The sequence below is a fragment of the Kitasatospora sp. NPDC034023 genome (genome assembly GCF_055575795.1).
Genome location: NZ_JBVIRY010000029.1, coordinates 15,090 through 17,050 on the forward strand (window position 1 = coordinate 15,090; position 1,961 = coordinate 17,050).

General features: G+C 73.4%; 1 protein-coding gene. It reads left to right on the forward strand.

All coding sequences use genetic code 11. The features are described from left to right. Nucleotides 1–60: 60 nt before the first annotated feature. A complete protein-coding gene (locus ACZ52R_RS31420; protein ID WP_465754554.1) occupies nucleotides 61–1,446 on the forward strand; it encodes a serine hydrolase domain-containing protein in 1,386 nt (461 codons plus the stop codon). Nucleotides 1,447–1,961 lie beyond the last annotated feature (515 nt).

Consider the following 1,961-nt stretch of genomic DNA (forward strand, 5'->3'; position numbering starts at 1 on the left):
TAGCCGTGCCCGGCCTTGAAGACTCTCCCCTGAGCAGTGTTCGACGGGAAGGGACCTGAGGTGGACGGCACATCGGCGGCACCATCGAGAGCAACGCTCGTCACCGCGCTGGATCGGTTCGGCCGACTGGCCCGGGACTGCGCGGTGGTGGGCGCCCAGCTCGCGGTGCACGCACACGGTTCGCTGCACACCCGGGAGTTCGGCCGCGAGGTCGACGGCGGCACTGAGGTCCACTCCGGTTCGGCCTTCGCGTACGGGTCCACCTCCAAGACCTTCGCCGCCGTCTGCGCGCTCCAGCTGGTCTCCGACGGCCTGCTGACCCTGGATGACCCGATCCGCCGCTGGGTGGGCGGCGCCGACCCGGCCCTGGACGCGACCCTACGGCAACTGCTCAGCCACACCGCCGGCCTGCCGTCCGACCACGAGTCGCACGATGCGGGCGGCGATCCGCCGGCCCGCCGCCTACGGGCCCTGCTCGCCGCCGTGCCGCCCCCGGCCCGGACCGCCTGGCCCGCCCCGGGCACGTTCTCCTACTCCAACGTCGGCTACCACCTGCTCTCCCAGCTGGTGGCCGATGCCACCGGCCTGAGCTGGCCGGAGACCCTCGACACCTACCTGCTCAGCCCCCTCGACACCCGGGCCGGCTTCCTTCCGGGCCCGCGCCCGCGCACCGCCCCGGCCCTGACCGTCCACGGCCACCACATCCAGCCCCCGGCCGCCGGCCACGAGACCCGCACCGTCTCAGCCATCGCGTGCACCACGGACTCCGACTCGCTCGCGGCCGGCGGCCTGGCCGGCACCGCGACCGACCTGGTCGCACTGGCCCGGCTGGCCCTCGGGAACGGGCCGGACCTCTGCGACCCGCAGGTCCTGCAGGAGATGACCACCCCGGTCGACGGCGCCGAACCGTTCGGCCTCGCCGACGGCTGGGGCCTGGGCCTCGGCCGCTTCGGTACGCCCGGCACCGCCTGGTGGGGCCACGACGGCACCCACGACGGCACCACCTGCCACCTGCGTCTGGACTCCACGTCCGGCACCGTGGTCGCGCTTACCACCAACTCCACCACCGGCCGACAGCTGTGGGACGCCGTTCTGCGCGAACTCGCCGACGCGGGCCTGCCCGTCGGCGTCCACCGCCCCCAACTCCCGCCCGAGGCCCCGGTCGAGGACTTCACCCCCTGCCTCGGCGAGTACCGCAACGGGGAACTCGCCATCACCGCGCGCCTGGACTCCGGCACCCTCACCCTCACCCTCCCGGGCGGCGCCACGTACCCCGTCACCCCGCGCGCGGACCTCACCTTTTCCGCCCTGCCCCCAGGTCACAGCACCCCCTTCGTCGGCCGCTTCCTGCGCAGCCCCCACAACCCCACAGCCCTGCAGTACAACGGTCGCGCCCTCACCCGCACCACCCCGCCGCGCGAACGGGCCGGCGCGGGCCGGGACTGACCGCACTGAAGGCCCCGAGCGCGAAACCACCGCCCTCGCGGCCGGGACAGGGGTGCCGCGTTGGAAATCGCATCGCAGGCTGAGTCATCTCACCCGACCGCACCGCAGGTCGCTCAACAGATCCCACGAGCGCAGGGCATGACGGACGGCCGCCGACTGTGCGGGTCCCGATACGTCATCCGCGCAGGTCGCGGCCTTGATCGTCGATGTTCGGATCCGCTCGGCGCTTCCCCGGCATCTTCACCTGGACAGGGCACCAGCGGCATCATGATCTGTCGTGCTGCTGCGTCTGGCCTGCCTCGCCGAGACCAACACCTTCGCGCTGCTGCGGCTCCTGCCGATGAGCGACAGAGAGAAAACATCGGGATCCTCGCACTCCGGCATCAACTGCCGGTCCTGCAAGGCCCCCGCAAAGCCACCACCTCCGGGGGTGCGGCACGGGACGCCGCTCGCCCCGCCACCGCCCCGGGGTGGGGGCGGTGGCGGGGCGAGCGGGTCGGCCGGGGAGCGGCGGA